Source organism: Oceanobacillus alkalisoli, from assembly GCF_021556485.1.
Lineage (GTDB): Bacteria > Bacillota > Bacilli > Bacillales > Amphibacillaceae > Oceanobacillus > Oceanobacillus alkalisoli.
The window spans coordinates 14,218-29,370 of sequence record NZ_JAKGBW010000008.1 but is presented as its reverse complement, the minus strand read 5'-3'; the positions used below and the strand labels follow the sequence as shown (position 1 = coordinate 29,370).

At 41.8% G+C, this 15,153-nt stretch carries 13 protein-coding genes and 2 pseudogenes; 2 read left to right on the top strand and 13 right to left on the bottom strand.

Features of this window, described 5'->3' with window-relative positions; all coding sequences use genetic code 11:
- Positions 1–14: 14 nt before the first annotated feature.
- From isdE to LZD48_RS09550, 8 genes are all read right to left on the bottom strand, one after another.
- Positions 15–977, bottom strand: a complete 963-nt coding sequence (gene isdE, locus LZD48_RS09585; RefSeq protein WP_235762520.1) for a heme ABC transporter substrate-binding protein IsdE — start codon at positions 975–977, stop codon at positions 15–17.
- A gap of 180 nt (positions 978–1,157) precedes the next feature.
- Complete coding sequence (locus LZD48_RS09580) at positions 1,158–2,996, bottom strand: NEAT domain-containing protein (protein ID WP_235762519.1); 1,839 nt, start codon at positions 2,994–2,996, stop codon at positions 1,158–1,160.
- 25 nt (positions 2,997–3,021) lie between these two features.
- A complete protein-coding gene (locus LZD48_RS09575; RefSeq protein WP_235762518.1) occupies positions 3,022–3,663 on the bottom strand; it encodes an NEAT domain-containing protein in 642 nt (213 codons plus the stop codon).
- A gap of 414 nt (positions 3,664–4,077) precedes the next feature.
- A complete protein-coding gene (locus LZD48_RS09570) occupies positions 4,078–5,025 on the bottom strand; it encodes a cation diffusion facilitator family transporter (RefSeq protein ID WP_235762517.1) in 948 nt (315 codons plus the stop codon).
- 132 nt (positions 5,026–5,157) lie between these two features.
- A complete protein-coding gene (locus LZD48_RS09565) occupies positions 5,158–5,583 on the bottom strand; it encodes a DUF3021 domain-containing protein (protein ID WP_235762516.1) in 426 nt (141 codons plus the stop codon).
- Positions 5,580–6,035, bottom strand: a complete 456-nt coding sequence (locus LZD48_RS09560) for a LytTR family DNA-binding domain-containing protein (RefSeq protein WP_235762515.1) — start codon at positions 6,033–6,035, stop codon at positions 5,580–5,582. Before LZD48_RS09560 ends, LZD48_RS09565 begins: the two co-directional genes overlap by 4 nt.
- A 10-nt stretch (positions 6,036–6,045) precedes the next feature.
- Positions 6,046–6,792, bottom strand: a complete 747-nt coding sequence (locus LZD48_RS09555; RefSeq protein ID WP_235762514.1) for an ABC transporter permease — start codon at positions 6,790–6,792, stop codon at positions 6,046–6,048.
- 15 nt (positions 6,793–6,807) lie between these two features.
- Positions 6,808–7,689, bottom strand: coding sequence for an ABC transporter ATP-binding protein (locus LZD48_RS09550; protein WP_235762513.1), 882 nt, complete (start codon positions 7,687–7,689; stop codon positions 6,808–6,810).
- A gap of 110 nt (positions 7,690–7,799) precedes the next feature.
- Here LZD48_RS09550 and LZD48_RS09545 point away from each other — a divergent pair, with 110 nt between their 5' ends.
- Complete coding sequence (locus tag LZD48_RS09545) at positions 7,800–8,159, top strand: Ger(x)C family spore germination protein (RefSeq protein WP_438822756.1); 360 nt, start codon at positions 7,800–7,802, stop codon at positions 8,157–8,159.
- A 379-nt stretch (positions 8,160–8,538) separates the two neighbouring features.
- On the opposite strand, the gene LZD48_RS09540 is transcribed toward LZD48_RS09545, so the two are convergent.
- From LZD48_RS09540 to LZD48_RS19045, 5 genes and pseudogenes are all read right to left on the bottom strand, one after another.
- Positions 8,539–9,261 carry an amino acid ABC transporter ATP-binding protein gene (locus tag LZD48_RS09540; protein ID WP_235762511.1) on the bottom strand — a complete coding sequence of 241 codons (723 nt, stop codon included), beginning with the start codon at positions 9,259–9,261 and terminating at the stop codon, positions 8,539–8,541.
- On the bottom strand, positions 9,258–9,929 hold the full coding sequence (locus LZD48_RS09535) for an amino acid ABC transporter permease (protein WP_235762510.1): 672 nt from the start codon (positions 9,927–9,929) through the stop codon (positions 9,258–9,260). Before LZD48_RS09535 ends, LZD48_RS09540 begins: the two co-directional genes overlap by 4 nt.
- A 194-nt stretch (positions 9,930–10,123) precedes the next feature.
- Positions 10,124–10,963: a transporter substrate-binding domain-containing protein gene (locus LZD48_RS09530; RefSeq protein WP_235762509.1), complete on the bottom strand. Its 840-nt coding sequence runs from the start codon at positions 10,961–10,963 to the stop codon at positions 10,124–10,126.
- A gap of 184 nt (positions 10,964–11,147) precedes the next feature.
- A pseudogene (locus LZD48_RS09520) lies at positions 11,148–12,913 on the bottom strand (acetate--CoA ligase).
- Positions 12,911–13,114, bottom strand: a pseudogene (locus LZD48_RS19045) (acetyl-coenzyme A synthetase N-terminal domain-containing protein); the annotation flags it as partial. The pseudogenes LZD48_RS09520 and LZD48_RS19045, both read right to left, overlap by 3 nt.
- 251 nt (positions 13,115–13,365) lie before the next feature.
- On the opposite strand from LZD48_RS19045, the gene LZD48_RS09515 reads away from it, so the two are divergent.
- Positions 13,366–15,114 carry a carbon starvation CstA family protein gene (locus LZD48_RS09515; protein WP_235762508.1) on the top strand — a complete coding sequence of 583 codons (1,749 nt, stop codon included), beginning with the start codon at positions 13,366–13,368 and terminating at the stop codon, positions 15,112–15,114.
- Positions 15,115–15,153 lie beyond the last annotated feature (39 nt).

Sequence of the window (15,153 nt, the reverse complement as noted above, 5' to 3'; positions counted from 1 at the left end):
CTCTTTCGTAAGCCCTACTCTGCTAATTCCCGGTGAAGTAATCCAACTAACTCTTCGAGCGCTTCCACGGCTGCAAGGTTAGCTGTAGTACCAAAACGAGTTTCTTCCAAATCATAGACCCGATCGTTTTGAACTGCTTTAAAGTGACTCCAAATGTCATTTTCTTGGAACTCTTTATGAAACATTTCCACTACTTCATCTGGCATCCCGTGGGACATTCGTAAAATAATATCCGCATCGGTCTGTTGTAATACTTCTGTATTTGCAGATACGTACTCTAGGTCTGTATCCTCAATCGCATTGGTTCCGCCGGCGCGGCGCACCAAGTCACCAACATAGGAATTTTCCGTTGCGACGAGGTAACTGCCGGGAACACCTAGAAGGATAAGTACTTTCGGAGATTCTTTTCCTTCAATCTTTGCTTCAACTTCCGCTAATTTCTCTTCAAAATCTGTAACGAGTTCAGCTGCATGCTCTTCCCGGTTATATTTGTCGCCAAGCGCCTCAATTTCTTCATACATATTTTCAACACTATCTAAATTCATATATGTAGCTGGTACGTCTGTTTCTGAAAAGGAATCCTGTACATAATCAGTCAATGTCGTTACGGTAAGCACATCTGTCGGTTTTAAGGAAAGGATCGTTTCCATATCGGGATCCATTGCCATACCGATTTCCGTAACACCGTCATAACGGGCCGGGAGATCTTTATAAGATGTCGGAACCCCTACAAGATCCAATTCCAGTGCGTCCATCATTTCTACGATTGCTACGGTTGTTGCGATGATATCACCATCTGTTTCGAGGGCCGGTTCCGCTTCTTCAGCCTCTTCGTCTGCCCCCGTTTCCTCTGTTGTTTCTGCGTCTTCCTCTTTGCCTGCACTCGCATCAGAGTTCGCTGCTGATTCATCCGATCCACAAGCCGCTAAGACAATAATAAATAAAAGCATTAAACATACATATAGTTTATTTTTCATTCTTTACACCTCTGTTTAAAAAGTTGCGCATCATTATGTATATAAGGATAGAAGGAGAAATAATCCGAAGCGCTAGAGAGTTGGGGAGTTAAAATACAAGTCGGGACAATTCAGAACCTGACATTTGCCAGGTTCTGCATGCCCCGTCTTGCACTTGGAACAAATAATATTCGTTCCTATTTACACAAAGCGTCTTTTTAGTTGAACAGCTAATGGGATTGCAGATGCAATCAATAGCAGCATGTACAACATGACATTTGTTTCTTCCCCTGTTTTAGGGTTAAGTCCGCTTGAGTTTGTGTTCGTATTTGTTGATTTGCCGCCATTGTTATCTGAATTGCCAAATTGCGGTTTTTCCGGTGTGTTTGGATCCAGTTTGTTATTACCAGGTTTGTTTCCACCAGGTTTAATATTATCTTCTTCTGGAGCTACATCTGCATTTTCTTCCGGATCTTGGGCATTTTCAGCGTCAGGACCGTTTTCATTTGTGGAAGCAACTAACAGATAGTTACTTGCATCGATAGCTTTCATACTGCTTGGATCAAGTATGAGTCTTGCAGAATGCGCTTGGTTTTCATAAACGCCTGGAACTGTAAGCAGCATATCAAGCATAATTTCATCCGTTAATTTACCGTCAATCTTAAGCTGGTAAACAACAGAACCATCCATATTTTCCCGAACGAAAACAAACTCGCCAAACTCATTTTTGATAGAGTTGATATATTCGCTTCCATTAACAGTGATCTGCAAGTAGTAGACACCATCTTTTTCTAAAAGAATAGCTGGTTTAACAAAGAAACTGTCTGCAGCAGATGGACGATCCTCTGTTTCATGTTTGATTTCATAATTAATTTCGTACGCTTTATCTGGAACTAGACCATCGTCTTTTTTTGGTGCTTTAGGTGTTTCTTTGTTGTCTTTATCATCATTTGCAGGGTTCTCAGGTTTTGTCGGCTTTTCTTTATTTTTATCTTCGTCTTCTTTAGGTGTTTCTTCTTTGTCTTCATCTTCTTCTGGAGCTTTTTCTTCAGGTTTTTCTTCTGGCTTCTCACCTTGCTCCGGTGCTAATAGAGTGTAATTATCCACGTCGACTTCCTGTTTCGTATCTTCTACAAACGAAATCTCTGCAGTATGTTCCATATAGCCCATCGGAGTGTCTATGTACATACCAAGTTCATATGTTGCATCGAGTGAAGTAACTTCGAACTGGGCAATGTAATGATCATTATTATCTACATTACTTAACGTGACTTTCTCACCATTGATTGTCAGATAATCAATAAACTGTCCCATGTTACCAACAATTTGGATATATGTTTTTCCATCTTTATATAGTAATGCAGCTGGGTTATGGAAGTAACGATCTAGAGCAATATCGGATTCATACGTAATTGTGTATGCTTCCTCTGGAGTGAATTCCGAATCCACTTTTTCTTCTTCATCCGCCTCATTTTCATCTTCCGGTTCTGTTGGCTGCTCCGGTTCAGTTGGTTCTTCTTCAGGCTGCTCTGCTGGCTCTTCCGGTTCAGCAGGGTCTTCTGGTTGTTCAGGTGTCGGATCTTCTTCTGGTTCTTCTTCAACAACTGGTATTTCGTCCAATCTTTCTAAAATAAATCGGAATGGTTCGTCACCTTTCATGCCAATCGCTGGAACCTCATATTGTACTTGAGCGTGAAGTTCTGCTTTAACAGTTTCCAGTGGAAATGCCATAGACCTTGCAGCATCATCCTCGGTTACAGTAGCTTCGATTCCTTCAATTTGAATACCTGTAACTTCAGCCATTTCATTATGCGGCACTGTAATAACCAGAGTAGCTTTTCCATCCACTATCTTCAATACAGCTTTTTCATCTATGAAACCAGCTGCACCAGAAGGGTCATCTGAATCTTTTTTAAGAGCTACTGCATTTATTGTATACTCTCCGTCCTCATAAACAACTTCCTCTTCCGCAAATACAGACGTGCCGAATAACGGCAGCGCTAATAATGCGACAATTAAAGCAAGAAACCATTTTCTCATTTCATTCTCTCCCTTGTATCTTCAATTAGTTACGTGCAGGTCGGAATTTCCAAATGGAAATCAATGCGATTCCCGATACTAATAAAAGGACAGTGTACAATACGATTGGCGTTTCCTCTCCAGTTTTTGGATTTTCAACTACTTCGCCACCGACGTTTGCTGTAGATTCATCTGTTGCACCGCTAGTTTCGCCGGAAGTACTTGTCTCGCCTGCATCTGTGCTTGCTTGTGCACCAGCTTGCGGTAATCCGCTGGCATTGAATACTGCACGAGCTGTATGGACCGTATCATATAAATCTGGAACAACAATATGCATGTCCATGTTTAAAGGTTGAGATAGATCTCCATCTACACGAAAACTCACGGTTCTCGTTTCATTGGCGGAGTCTTCGCTTACTACATTGACTGCCCCAGCAGGTGTGGAAAGGGATTCGATATAATTACTGCCAGTTACCGTTAACGAAACAGTCTGTACACCATTTTCCACCGTCAAAGTAGCAGGACTAACAAAATATCCATCGGCAATGGACGTGTTGTCACTGCTCTGTTCCTTCATTTCATAAGGCACTTGATATGTACCGTCTGCGATTTGCGCAGATACTGGTGTTGCAATTAACGTAAAAATGATTGCAGCTAACACCATACCAAGTGGAAATCTGAACTTCATTATTTTTCCTCCTTATTATTCACGATAAACAGGAGATTAATAGATTCCAAGTGACCGGTAAGCGTATTTACACATTCGTCCGGCTCCTTTTAATCTTATCAACTGCTTATAACGTATTTATTTCTCACATATTCTAATCTATCACAAGAACGCATTCACATACAGGAGTATTATGAACAAACGATGAACAATCAATGAATTTCCGCTAACAAAAAGGTTAAATAAACAAATAACGGACTAATTGAATGAATTTCTTAATTACCAAAGTCGGCTTCATCATCACCATATATAGTTGGGAACGAACCAACTCAACTACATATGGTGATGATGAAACATTAAATACGTATTATGAGATTCATTAAATTCTTTCAATATAAAAATAATCACCCAATGAATTCAAGGTGATTATTTTTATTATTTCCAATTGATTTTTCCGTCATCTTCAAGGATACCTAGAACAACATCAGCTACATCAGGCTGATTCAAGAGCATATTTCTCAGATGAATTTGTACATCGTCGGCTTCGTCCAGCATCATTCCTTTTCGTAATTCAATCGTCCCTTCGACATGGTAAAGCCGCCCCTCCTGTATAATGCGTATTTGTTGAATATCAACTATATCTTTATGTCCAAGGATGATATTGGTGATATTCTCTTCCACTTCAGCTGGTGCAGCAACTCCAATTAATCCGGCCATATTATCATAGCCAACTCGGTATGCTACATAAAGCATCAAGATTCCAATAATGATGGATGCGATTCCATCTGCTGCAAGTACATTGAAAAATTGGGCGAGCACAATTCCAATAATCGCTAAGACGGCGCTGAATGTCGCAACTAAATCTTCATAAAAGACGAGACGAGTTGCTGGTGCCGCCTTTCGAACTTGTTGGAACGCAGTACGAATGAGTCCACCTTTTTCTGCAGTGCCTGTTTCATCGCGGATTTCCTTCATAGCCTTGACTAATATAAAGCCATCTACGAAAAATGAAATGAGAAGAATGATGATGTTAAGGAAAAAGTTTGTCGCCTCTATTGGGTGTTGCAATAAATGCCAGCCTTCTTTAATTGTTTCATAAGCCATGATAGTTACGACTACAACAGCAATCATGCAAAAAATATTTATGACTCTGCCAAATCCTGTCGGAAATCGTTTCGTGGGCGGGAGTTCAGCAAGCACACTTCCAAAAAACACAAATCCCTGGTTTATCGAATCAGCGAGAGAATGCATGGCAGAAGCAAACATCGTCCCGCTTCCACTAATGGAAGCTGCAACCGCCTTAATTCCAGCAAGAAAAATATTCCCAACCGCAGCAACACCAGACGACGTGTTCCCCTTTTTTATCTTCTCCAACAAACCCATCCATTTTCCTCCATTTCATTGGGACGTGGGGTCAGAGCATTTGTCTCCGGGACAAATGCTCTGACCCCACGCCTCACCTTCTTACAGCTAGTTTGTATCGCAGGAAATTATTTATACAGGAATTAATGGAAATCATTGTTCTTCTGGTTCCCTGCTCCAATTTAAACTTGCATTCAAATTCTCTTCTACTTTTTTATAGTAGAGATAATAAGCGGTCCAGAATATCGAATAAACGACCGTAAATAAAAGTGTTGTCACGAGCATCGCAATAAATGTCAATGGCACCCAGCCACCTACCAGAGCAATGATGAAATAAAAAACTACCGACATGCAATAGTGGATGATTGTCTGCTTGAGCATACTCATTCCATTTTCCACAAAAATTAGAGAAGACAAACCAAAGTAAATACCAAGGATGAAAGATAGCAGCATGTAAAACCAAATTTTAAAAACGGTAGTCTCCGTCCCTGTCCACATTACGATTGTTAAAGCAATGAAGGTTACAATACCTCCAAAAGCTATTCCGGTCATAATCCTTTTAATTGCCTCGGCTATCATTGGCTCTTACCTCCCATCTCCAACTTTTTCTTTATTGCCCCCACATATTTTTTTGTAATATACTCTTTGTTTCCCGATTGAAAATACACACAGAGATTCCCATTGAAGGCTAATTCAAACCGTTCAATTCTACTCAAGTTACCAATAACGGATTTAGAAAAGCGCATGAATTGATGGGGATAGAGCAACTCCTCCACTTCATATAATTTCATTCGAATCTCCACTTGTCGTTTGCCCATACAGGCGAACACTTTCCGACTCTCCGCATAGACAAAATCAATCCGTTTCGGATCAAGGAGGATGGTTTGCTCATCCTCCACCCCGAATATACGCTTCCTGTTTTTCCGCTTTAAAATCATCACAATTTCCTCTAACTCTTCCGTCCATTCATTCGTTTGAATCGTAATGGAAGGTTCATCATATTGGTCATCAATATCGATATTGATTTTCATGAAGCTCCCCCTATCCCGTTGTTCGTTTAAGAAAGTTCGGATACCTGACAACTGCAAGGATAAAACCAACAATACCGAAGCCAAGCAGAATACTTGAGGTTTTAAGGAAATCACCTATCTCGAGTGTTCCGGCCATCGCTGCTTGCAATCCTTGATGTCCCCAATACTGTGGTGTGAATCGGCTGATTGTCTGTATGAAATCAGGCATCATATCGACTGGCATCCACAAGCCGCCAAGCACCGCTCCGCCTAAAGCAAGAACCTGAGTAAGCGCAATTCCCATATTTGTTGTTTTTACAAGAATGGCCAGCGCCAGACCTACTCCAGTCACCATGAATGTCAGCACAAGTGCCAATACAATAATATTAAACAACTGCTCAAGTGGAACATTATAAACGAGCTTTCCAAACAATAACAAAATAACGATCTGTATAAAAACGATATACATGTAGGGAATCCATTTGCCCAGTAAATATAAATTACGAGAAAGCGGCGTACTTGCAATTCGGGCAACGAGACCGTTATTTTGATCCTTTATCAGCGACTCTGTCATCGTTATCATAATAAAAAAGACGAACATTACCGTGTATCCTGGAACAATCGTCAAGATCACAGGCCGACTCTCGGCTTCATTAAGTCCTGAAGTAAACACGGAAATAAATAACACCGTGAATAATAGTGGTAATACTAGCGTCCAGAAAATCATTCCCCTATCCTGCATGTTCTTTTTTAACTCTAGCTTCATGATCGCTTTCATAATGATCTCCTCCCTTTATTCCCTTAATAGGTTTCCTGTTAATGAAAAGAAAACATCTTCAAGTCGCGGTTTCGCAAGCTCCAGGCGTTCAGGATAAGTGCCGTTCTGTTTACAATAACCAACAATTAACTCCATTGCGTGCAGTGGAGCAGAGGTGATAAGCAGATAGCCTTCTTCTTTTTCCTGAATATCTCCAAGCTTTTCGATTTCCTCCGGCAGACAGTCTTCCCCGCGGACAAAAATCGAAGGGGTACCATGTTTTTGCAATATCGCTGAAATCTCTCCGCTTTCTATCACTTCCCCGTGATCAAGAAAGACAGCTTCATCACAAATCCGTTCAATCTCTTCCATATAATGGCTCGCATAAATAATTGTCGTCCCCTTTTGCTTCAATTGCTCAATCATTTGAAATATATACTGACGAGACTGGGGATCGATTCCGACCGTCGGCTCATCCATTATGATGAGATCGGGTTGGTGCAATAAAGCACAGCCGATATTCAACCGCCGCTTCATTCCACCCGAAAAGGTCACGACTTTATCCTTCGCCCGCTCCGTAAGACCTATTTCTTCAAGCACTTCTGCTATCCGTAATCTCAACGCTTCCCGAGAAAGTCCATATAGTTTACCGAAAAATAAAAGATTATCCTGTGCGGTGACCGTTTCTTCAAGTGCTATTTCTTGGGGAACATAACCAATCGTCCTATCCATATCTGCTTGCCGAACCTTCCCTTGATAATCACGGATGACTTTTGCAATGATTTTCAGAAGTGTCGATTTCCCGGCTCCATTCGGACCAACCAAACCAAAACAGTTACCCGGCGGAATCTCCAGCGAGACATTTGCTAAAGCTGTCTTTTTTCCGTATGCCTTTGTTATATGATCCACTTTCAACATATTTATCACCTTCCCTTTTTCTTAATTTCATTATTACAAATACCTACGAAAAAGAATGAAGAACGTGAACAACATACACCGCTTCCTGCATGAAATAACAGAATCATGTTATAAAGAGCTCTTTCGTTCGGGATTTAAATATTGGACAATCGAGCAGGGAAGAGCGTTCGGTAACCAATATAATGACAAGCGCAAAAGGAAGAAATATCAGGGAAGCAAGTCTTCATGTCGACCGGAATATCGCCGGTACATTTGATCCAGCAAAAGGGAGAACCGTCATTTTGGGAAAAGATCTTGCTAGGGAAAATATTTATCAAGCATTCGATTCAGTGTTTCGTAAACCGCGGGTCAATATAAATGCATATGTAGCAATGACAGATGGAACAGCCGAAGATCTCTTGACCCACTTATCCGAAAATGAAGTAGAAAAAGCAGAATTCTTCTATGAACTATTCGATAGCAGCGAATAGTTTACCGAGATCCCTTTTATTACACTTCAGAGTTGCTAACGTTATTATTTGATGAAGGGAAGGATTTCTTTATTCCGTATGTAGGTATCGATGAAGAAGTAAAGATGGCAAGTGTCAAAGGTGGTGCACTTTTCCATCAAGAAGATTTACCGCTAAAGGAACTAATAAGCTCTATCTATGACCTGAGGTGGTGATAATCCGTCGCATAAGGAACTGACACGCTTATCTATAACCTATCACAGTAATAACAGCTTACAACCAGCATTGGTATGCTCGTTTAATGCCTTGAACTAAAAGTAATTCACCAGCTTGGACGTATATTACAAAGAAGAAGCAGGGATTGACCCTGCTTCCATGCGCGAGACTGCTATATCAATTCTCAAAGAATTTTATTTAGGAATTCTTTCGTCCGCTTGCTTTGCGGGTCGGTAAAGATCTGATTAGGGTCCCCTTCCTCCATGATAACCCCCTCATCCATAAAGAAAACCCGATCGCCCACCTCGCGGGCAAATCCCATTTCATGGGTAACGACAACCATCGTCATCCCGTCCATGGCGAGGCGTTTCATCACTTCAAGCACTTCTCCAACAAGTTCTGGGTCAAGTGCTGAGGTCGGTTCATCAAACAACATCAGCTTCGGCTCCATTGCAAGCGAGCGGGCGATGGCTACACGTTGCTGCTGACCACCGGAAAGCTGGGATGGATATTGTTCCGCCTTCTCCGCAAGTCCCACTTTTTCAAGCAGATCCATCCCTCGCTTTCTCGCCTCCTTATTTGATATTTTCCTCACTTTCATTGGCGCAAGCATTAAATTTTCAATAACCGACTTATGAGGGAATAAATTAAAATGTTGAAACACCATTCCGACTTCTGTGCGGATTTTATTAATATTTACCTTTGGATCTGCTAAATTATCCCCATCTATAACTACTTCTCCATTGGTGATCGCTTCAAGTAAGTTCAAGCAGCGTAAAAATGTACTCTTACCAGACCCGCTCGGCCCGATCACACAAACTACTTCTTCGTCAGCAATCTCACAGTTAATTCCTTTTAAAACTTCATGGTCTCCAAACGATTTATGCAAATCCTTCACCGTAATCATTGAACATCCAACCTTCTTTCTACGTAGCGTAAAATATAAGACAGGGACAACGTAATCGCCAAGTAAAACACAGCTACCGTCGTATATATCTCAACGGCATTAAAATGGTTTGAAGCGATTAATCTGCCTTGGAACATCAACTCAGGAACGAGAATGACAGATAATAGCGAGGTATCTTTAATACTGATGATAAACTGGTTACCTAAAGGTGGAATCATCCGCTTAAATGCTTGCGGCCAAATGATATATTTCATCGTTTGTGACTGATTCAGACCTAAAGACCGGCCTGCCTCATGCTGACCTTTATCAATTGATTGAACTGCACCACGGACAATTTCCGCAATATAAGCACCAGAGTTAATCGAAATAACGACAATCCCAGCTACTACGGAAGCCATATTGTATCCAGTAATAAGCGGCAAAGCAAAGTAAATCCAAATAGCTTGCACGAGAACCGGGGTACCACGTATCACTTCAATATAAATCGAAGAAACCGCATAGAAAAATTTATTTTTAGAAATCCGTCCGAGCCCAAAGATTCCGCCTAAAATAAAACCAATTAACAGTCCGACTACCGAAATTAACAGAGTATAGTAAAGACCTGTTCCTAAGTTGGGTAAAAAATCAATTACACTTGCCCAATTAAAACGCGAAAATCGCTCTAGCATCCTTTCACCTCTTCAATTGAAATAAGGCTTATCTTATCTGAATGAATTTCATAATTACCAAAAACGGCTTCTTCGCCACAGCATGTAGTTAAGAAAGCTTCTACGCAACTACATATTGTGGCGTAGAAGCGGTAAATCCTTATTATGAAATTCATTAATCTGTTTGGATAAGCCTTATTATTTACGTGTTTTGTTTAGTCCTCTTCCGTTCCCTCTTCACTGTCACCTTCCGCATCGCTAAACCATTTATTATAAATCTCATCATATGTTCCATTTTCTCTTAATGTAGCTAATGCATCGTTAATGGCGGCAACTAAATCTTCATTCCCGGCGGTGATGCCAATCCCATAATCTTCTGCTTGATAAAGTTCGCCGACCACTTTCATACTGCCATTTCCTTCTGTTGCAATATAATATTCAATATTCGGTAGATCATACATGACCGCATCCGCACTACCATTTTCTACAGCAAGGTAAACCTGGTCCATTTGCTCATACTCATTGATTTCCGCACCTGGAACATTCTCTCTTAGATAGTTACCAGAAGTAGTTCCTAGGCGAGTCGCTACGGTTTTCCCATCCAAATCTTCCAGTCCATTAATATCATCCCGGTCAGCTAGCACACCGATGGCAATCCCTGATTCATAATAGGGATCAGAGAAATCAATAACTTCTGCACGCTCTTCCGTAATACTCATTCCTGCAATCGCTATTTCAAATTGACCGGTCTGCAGTCCTGGAATAATTCCGTCAAAATTTGTTGTTTCAATTTCATCATTCTCAATCCCAAAGCCTGCTTCTTCAGCAATTGCTTTAATTAATTCAATATCAAAACCGACAAGCTCCCCGTCTTCCACGAATTCAAAAGGGACGAAGGAATTATCGCTAACAACCGTATACGTATCTTCCAAATCATACTCCCCATCAGCAGAAGCTGTATCGGAATCTCCCTCATCCGACGTCCCGCAAGCCGCAAGTAATGTCACGAGCCCCACAAAAAATAGAATCCCAAGTTTTCTTAAATCTTTAACCATCTAAAATCCTCCCCTTATGTTTTTGTAGCAACTACGATAAATAACCACTACTCGATATGTAATGCTACATTTTTAATTATTTAATCTATAACCTAAATTCGGACAATTAAAACATCAGTAAATGGAACTGGGGTCAGAGCATTTGTACCAGTGGGACAAATGCTCTGACCCTGATGTCCCGCATTCACCTTTCCTTGGCAGTGACGACTTCTTTGATTTGCTGGATTGCTGCCGGGTCTTCCAGACCAGTTACGTCCCCTGCAACGTCACCTTCTACTTGCAGTTCTTTCAGTAACCGGCGCATAATCTTTCCGCTGACCGTTTTCGGCATTGCTTCGACAAAGAAGACATCACGTGGTTTTGCAATTTGGCCGATCCCTTTTACAATGCTCGCTTCAATCTTTTTCCTTAAATCCTCATTTCCTATATACCCTTCCGCAACGGTGACAAATACAATCGGCACTTCCCCCTTAATTTTATTAGGCGCACCAATCACAGCAGCTTCCGACACACCAGGAACTTCAAGGACCGCACTTTCAATTTCCATCGTACTTAATCGGTGACCGGATACGTTAAAGGCATCATCGGAACGACCGACAACCCAGAAATAACCATCTTCATCAATTAAGGCGATATCACTTGCATAATAACTTCCTTTGACCTGGCTAAAATAGGTCGCATGATAACGTTCCGGCTCTTTCCATAATGTGCGAGAGAGCATCGGGAATGGATTGCGGATAACAAGGTTTCCAAGTGTCCCTGCTGGAACTGGTGCTCCTGCAGCATCCACCACAGCTGCATCAATTCCAAGGAAAGCAACACCGGCAGATCCAGGTTTCATCGGTGTCAGCCAAGCCGCTCCTGCAAGCGGAGTCCCAGCGGTTTCCGTTTGGCCCCATGTATTATTTACACAAATATTTCCACCACCTAAAACATCCCTAGTCCAGTGCCACGTATCCGGGTCAAATGGTTCTCCTACAAGGGATACAACATCGAGACAAGATAAATCATATGCACCGAGCGCCTTCTCCCCGAGACTCCGCAGCATTCGTAATGCGGTAGGAGCGGTGAATAGCTTATTGACACGATACTTTTCAATCATTTGATAGATTCGGTCCTGATCCGGATAGTTTGGTGCTCCGTCATAAACTACTGTTGTTACCCCGTTAGCTAAGGAACCCGCAACACCCCAAATATGCATCGTCAGCCAGCCCACATCAGCCGTACACCAGAAAACATCATCTGATTGATGATTCATATGATACTTCGCATAAATATAATTCTGAATGACAAAAGCCATCCCTGAGTGTACTACCCCTTTCGGCTTCCCAGTCGTACCACTCGTATAAAAAACAATTCCCGGCTCATTCGCTTCAACCCACGCCGGTTCACAATGAATTGCTACTTTTTTCCGTTCTTCATGCCACCAGACATCCCTGCCCTTTTTCATTGCAATTTTGCTTCCTAACCGGTCGACAACAAGTACACCGGTAACGCTCGTTATATCACGTACAACCTGGTTCACTTTACTTTTAAGCGGAATCGTTTGCCCGCGCCGTACAGCCGCATCGGCCGTTACAACAACTTTCGGCTCAAAAGCTTGTAGACGGTCACGTAAGGATTGCTCGGAAAAACCGGAAAAATGGTGCTATATACTGCCCCAAGCCGGAAACATGCTAGTATCGCAATAAAGGATTCGGCAAGATTCGGTAAATAAATCGCTACTGGGTCACCTTTTTTAATTCCTAAAGACTTCAGCACATTGGCGAAACGGCTCACTTCAACCAGAAGCATCTGATACGTATAAAAACTTGTTTCCCCGTCTTCCCCTTCCCAGATAAGAGCGGTTCGGTTGCCGGCACCATTTTCGATATGACGATCAAGCAAGTTATAACACGGGTTACTGATTCCCCCTTTAAAAAACTCAAAATCAGGCAGCTCACCAGTCATCGTTTCTTCCCATGGTTTGAACCAGTGCAGTTCACTCGCAACCTCTGCCCAAAATGCTTCCGGATCTTCCTGTGACCGCTTCAATAACGCTGCAAAAGCTTCACTATTTCCAAGCTCTGCTTTTTGTTGTTCCTCTTCTGTCGGATGAACTAACTTGCTGTCCCTGACGATTTCCTGAATTCCCCCAACATCCGTATGCATCTTATATAACCTCCTTTAGCTAATTTCGTTAGAAACAAAGATGAGACTTCCCGAAATGATAACGCTTCCAACATTATGCATCTTAAAATTCGTTTGTTCTAATAATATATCTATTCAGAATGAAAAGTCAACAAAGTTGAGTAGAATCTTTTAACTTTTTCCAAATCATTCGCAATTGAAAATAACCCGCATGTTTTATAGTCCATAAAATATATATAGTAGTAGCTTATGACAAAGGGGGAAGACATGCTGTGAATGCAATTTTAGTTGCCATCATTGGAATGCTTATTTTAGCGCTTGGTTATCGCTATTATTCCAAATTCGTGGCGGAAAAGATTTTCAGACTTGATCCGAACTATGTCACACCTGCCCACCGGTACAATGATGGAGTCGATTATATACCCACGAATAAGCTTATCTTGTGGGGACATCATTTCACCTCTGTAGCAGGGGCTGCTCCGATCTTAGGTCCGGCAATTGCGTTATATTGGGGCTGGCTTCCGGCATTTCTCTGGGTTATCCTCGGAACGGTTTTTGCAGCGGGGGTTCATGATTTCGGAACACTGGCAATATCAGTGCGTAACAAAGGACAATCTATCGGAACCATTGCCGAAAAGTTGATTGGAAGACGCGGGAAAATCTTATTTTTATTTATCATTCTTACCCTTGTTCTAATGGTTAATGCTGTGTTTGCTTGGGTTATCGCCAATCTGTTCATCTCTTATCCAGCAAGTGTTTTTCCGGTATTCATTCAAATTCCTTTAGCAATCTGGATTGGCTTTGCGGTGTACAAGCGGAAAGCGAAAATGCTTCTTCCATCATTAATTGCTCTTGGTGTAATGTATTTAGCTGCTATTTTTGCGGCCGAATACCAATTTCTCCAAATCGACCTCGTCCAGTACATGGGAGGAGAAAATGGAACTGGGCTCTTCGGTTTAGGTGCAGTTGGAACCGCGTTTATGATCTGGATTATTATATTGATGATCTATGTCTATTTCGCTTCAACTTTACCTGTATGGATGCTCCTCCAGCCGAGAGACTTCATCAATTCTCATCAGCTCGTCGTTGGGCTCGGTATTCTTTATCTCGGTCTTTTATTTACAAATCCTACGATTACGGCACCAGCGACAAATGCAAATCCGGATACTCCTTGGCTGCCGTTGCTCTTTATCACGATCGCTTGTGGTGCTATATCCGGTTTCCATGGCCTTGTTTCATCGGGTACATCGGCAAAGCAATTGAATAAAGAAACGGACGCCCGATTTGTTGGCTATTTAGGGGCAGTTGGAGAAGGTATTTTAGCTCTTATCTCCATCCTAGCAGTTGCAACTTTATTCCATAATGCAGACGCTTTTAAAGAAGCATATTCCAGCTTTAGTGCTGCAAATGCTGGCGGTCTTGGGAATTTCGTTGAAGGTGCATCCGTTCTAGCAGGCGGTCTTGGCATACCAGCTCATATTTCCGTAACAATCGTATCCATCATTGTCGTCAGTTTTGCGGCGACGACATTAGATACTGCCGTTCGACTAATGCGCTATATTATTGCGGAGATTGGCGCGGAATACAATGTACAACCACTCACAAAAAAACATGTCGCCACATCTGTTGCCGTTCTATCTAGTGCTGCCCTTGCAATTCTCCCTGAAGGACCAAGCGGATTCGGTTCTGGCGGATATTTAATCTGGCCGCTTTTTGGAACATCGAACCAATTACTTGCAGGGATCAGCTTACTGCTCATCTCCATTTGGCTGAAGCGGAAATGCATCAACTATGCCGTTACCCTCATCCCAATGATTTTCGTCATGTTTATGACGTTGTATGCCATGTTCCAGCAAGTATTCTTTGAATGGATTTGGTTCGGAAATGAAGCAAATAATCTACTCTTTGTCCTCGGATCGGTCATTTTTGTCTTTGCGGTATGGATCACGTTGACTGCGATACAAGTGTTCAGAGGGAAATTCGAACAAGAGAATGTGGATGATGAGCGGACAGATAAGTAATTTTAAAAGGGATCATTCATTTGGTCCCTTTTCCTATAT